Annotated in this window: 2 rRNA genes (1 of these 2 cut by a window edge); both read right to left on the bottom strand. The window is 53.3% G+C overall.

The window, feature by feature from the left end:
- Positions 1-151: 151 nt before the first annotated feature.
- Positions 152-3,087 (bottom strand): 23S ribosomal RNA (locus EGV91_RS14835).
- A gap of 215 nt (positions 3,088-3,302) precedes the next feature.
- Positions 3,303-3,887: ribosomal RNA gene (locus tag EGV91_RS14830) — 16S ribosomal RNA — on the bottom strand; it runs 966 nt beyond the window's last position.
- The 16S and 23S rRNA genes sit together here, the layout of an rRNA operon.

Raw genomic sequence — 3,887 nt, 5'->3', positions numbered from 1 at the left:
CAACGTCCTCGACCCATTCAACAAACCCGTCTCGAACTAATCAGCAAGAACAACCAAAAACCTGCGCAGATTCCATTCTGCGCAGGTTTTATTTTGAATTTTTAGCTTTCCTCTTTTGTAATATATTTATTTAGCGCAGGCGCCGGTTGTTTTGGTTAAGTCCTCGATCGATTAGTATTCGTCAGCTGCACGTGTCGCCACGCTTCCACTCCGAACCTATCTACCTCATCGTCTTTGAGGGATCTTACTTGCTTGCGCAATGGGAAATCTCATCTTGAGGGGGGCTTCGTGCTTAGATGCTTTCAGCACTTATCCCGGCCACACATAGCTACCCAGCGATGCCCCTGGCGGAACAACTGGTACACCAGCGGTGTGTCCATCCCGGTCCTCTCGTACTAAGGACAGCTCCTCTCAAATTTCCTGCGCCCGCGACGGATAGGGACCGAACTGTCTCACGACGTTCTGAACCCAGCTCGCGTACCGCTTTAATGGGCGAACAGCCCAACCCTTGGGACCGACTACAGCCCCAGGATGCGATGAGCCGACATCGAGGTGCCAAACCTCCCCGTCGATGTGAACTCTTGGGGGAGATAAGCCTGTTATCCCCGGGGTAGCTTTTATCCGTTGAGCGATGGCCCTTCCATGCGGAACCACCGGATCACTAAGCCCGTCTTTCGACCCTGCTCGACCTGTACGTCTCGCAGTCAAGCTCCCTTCTGCCTTTACACTCTGCGAATGATTTCCAACCATTCTGAGGGAACCTTTGGGCGCCTCCGTTACTCTTTAGGAGGCGACCGCCCCAGTCAAACTGCCCGCCTGACACTGTCTCCCGCCCCGATCAGGGGCGTGGGTTAGAATTTCAATACAACCAGGGTAGTATCCCACCGACGCCTCCTCCGAAGCTGGCGCTCCGGGATCTCTGGCTCCTACCTATCCTGTACAAGTTGCACCAAAATTCAATATCAGGCTACAGTAAAGCTCCACGGGGTCTTTCCGTCCTGTCGCGGGTAACCTGCATCTTCACAGGTACTATAATTTCACCGAGTCTCTCGTTGAGACAGTGCCCAGATCGTTACGCCTTTCGTGCGGGTCGGAACTTACCCGACAAGGAATTTCGCTACCTTAGGACCGTTATAGTTACGGCCGCCGTTTACTGGGGCTTCAATTCGCACCTTCGCTTGCGCTAAGCACTCCTCTTAACCTTCCAGCACCGGGCAGGCGTCAGCCCCTATACGTCACCTTACGGTTTTGCAGAGACCTGTGTTTTTGCTAAACAGTCGCCTGGGCCTATTCACTGCGGCTCTCTCGGGCTATACACCCTACCAGAGCACCCCTTCTCCCGAAGTTACGGGGTCATTTTGCCGAGTTCCTTAACGAGAGTTCACTCGCTCACCTTAGAATTCTCTTCTCGCCTACCTGTGTCGGTTTGCGGTACGGGCACCTCCCGCCTCGCTAGAGGCTTTTCTTGGCAGTGTGAAATCAGGGACTCCAGGGCGCAATGCCCCTTGCCATCACAGCTCAGCGTGTATGAAAATGGGATTTGCCTCATTTTCCGCCTCACTGCTTGGACGCGCACAACCAACGGCGCGCTCACCTTATCCTTCTGCGTCCCCCCATTGCTCAAACGGCGGGGAGGTGGTACAGGAATATCAACCTGTTGTCCATCGTCTACGCCTATCGGCCTCGACTTAGGTCCCGACTGACCCTGAGCGGACGAGCCTTCCTCAGGAAACCTTAGGCATTCGGTGGACGGGATTCTCACCCGTCTTTCGTTACTCATACCGGCATTCTCACTTCTAAGCGCTCCACCAGTCCTTCCGGTCCAGCTTCGACGCCCTTAGAACGCTCTCCTACCACGGATCCCCTACGGGATCCATCCACAGCTTCGGTAATCCGTTTAGCCCCGGTACATTTTCGGCGCAGTGTCACTCGACCAGTGAGCTATTACGCACTCTTTAAATGATGGCTGCTTCTAAGCCAACATCCTGGTTGTCTAAGCAACGCCACATCCTTTTCCACTTAACGGATATTTGGGGACCTTAGCTGGTGGTCTGGGCTGTTTCCCTCTTGACTACGGATCTTATCACTCGCAGTCTGACTCCCAAGCATAAATCACTGGCATTCGGAGTTTGTCTGAATTCGGTAACCCGGGATGGGCCCCTAGTCCAAACAGTGCTCTACCTCCAGGATTCTCAATCTTGAGGCTAGCCCTAAAGCTATTTCGGAGAGAACCAGCTATCTCCAGGTTCGATTGGAATTTCTCCGCTACCCACACCTCATCCCCGCACTTTTCAACGTGCGTGGGTTCGGGCCTCCAGTAAGTGTTACCTTACCTTCACCCTGGACATGGGTAGATCACCTGGTTTCGGGTCTACAACTGCATACTCTGGCGCCCTATTCAGACTCGCTTTCGCTGCGGCTCCGCCTTCTCAGCTTAACCTTGCATGCAATCGTAACTCGCCGGTTCATTCTACAAAAGGCACGCCATCACCCATTAACGGGCTTTGACTATTTGTAGGCACGCGGTTTCAGGATCTATTTCACTCCCCTTCCGGGGTGCTTTTCACCTTTCCCTCACGGTACTGGTTCACTATCGGTCACTAGGTAGTATTTAGCCTTGGGAGATGGTCCTCCCAGATTCCGACGGAATTTCACGTGTTCCGCCGTACTCAGGATCCACTCTGGAGGGGATGAATTTTCGGTGACGGGGCTGTTACCCTCTTTGGCGGGCCGTTCCAGGCCGCTTTGCCTAACTCATCCTTTTGTAACTCCGTATAGAGTGTCCTACAACCCCAAGAGGCAAGCCTCTTGGTTTGGGCTGTTCCCGTTTCGCTCGCCGCTACTCAGGGAATCGCATTTGCTTTCTCTTCCTCCAGGTACTTAGATGTTTCAGTTCCCTGGGTCTGCCTTCTCATGCGCTATAGATTCACGCAAGGATACTGCCCCATTAAAGGCAGTGGGTTTCCCCATTCGGAAATCTCCGGATCATCGCTCACTTACAGCTCCCCGAAGCATATCGGTGTTAGTGCCGTCCTTCTTCGGCTCCTAGTGCCAAGGCATTCACCGCGCGCCCTTCCTAACTTAACCAATTTGGTGTTTAGAAAGTTGGCTGAATCAAGTTCAGCCGTGTGTGCATGAATTGCTTTGTTTCATATGTTTCAATGTCGTCATATCCAGTTTTCAAAGAACAAGTCTGAAAGCCACAAAAAAAGCGTCTCCGCTTTTAAAGGTGTGAACCTTCAAAACTGAACGCAAAACGTCAACCCAGCACCCGGAGGTGCTGATTCCGATATTATCCTTAGAAAGGAGGTGATCCAGCCGCACCTTCCGATACGGCTACCTTGTTACGACTTCACCCCAATCATCTGTCCCACCTTCGGCGGCTGGCTCCACAAGTGGTTACCTCACCGACTTCGGGTGTTACAAACTCTCGTGGTGTGACGGGCGGTGTGTACAAGGCCCGGGAACGTATTCACCGTGGCATGCTGATCCACGATTACTAGCGATTCCGGCTTCATGCAGGCGAGTTGCAGCCTGCAATCCGAACTGAGAACGGTTTTCTGGGATTGGCTCCCCCTCGCGGGTTTGCAGCCCTTTGTACCGTCCATTGTAGCACGTGTGTAGCCCAGGTCATAAGGGGCATGATGATTTGACGTCATCCCCACCTTCCTCCGGTTTGTCACCGGCAGTCACCTTAGAGTGCCCAACTGAATGCTGGCAACTAAGATCAAGGGTTGCGCTCGTTGCGGGACTTAACCCAACATCTCACGACACGAGCTGACGACAACCATGCACCACCTGTCACCGCTGTCCCCGAAGGGAAAGCCTAGTCTCCTAGGCGGTCAGCGGGATGTCAAGACCTGGTAAGGTTCTTCGCGTTGCTTCGA

The organism is Planococcus koreensis (assembly GCF_004761975.1).
Taxonomy (GTDB): Bacteria; Bacillota; Bacilli; order Bacillales_A; family Planococcaceae; genus Planococcus; species Planococcus koreensis.
The sequence above is the reverse complement of the archived record's forward strand: the minus strand, read 5'-3'. Positions and strand labels throughout refer to the sequence as shown.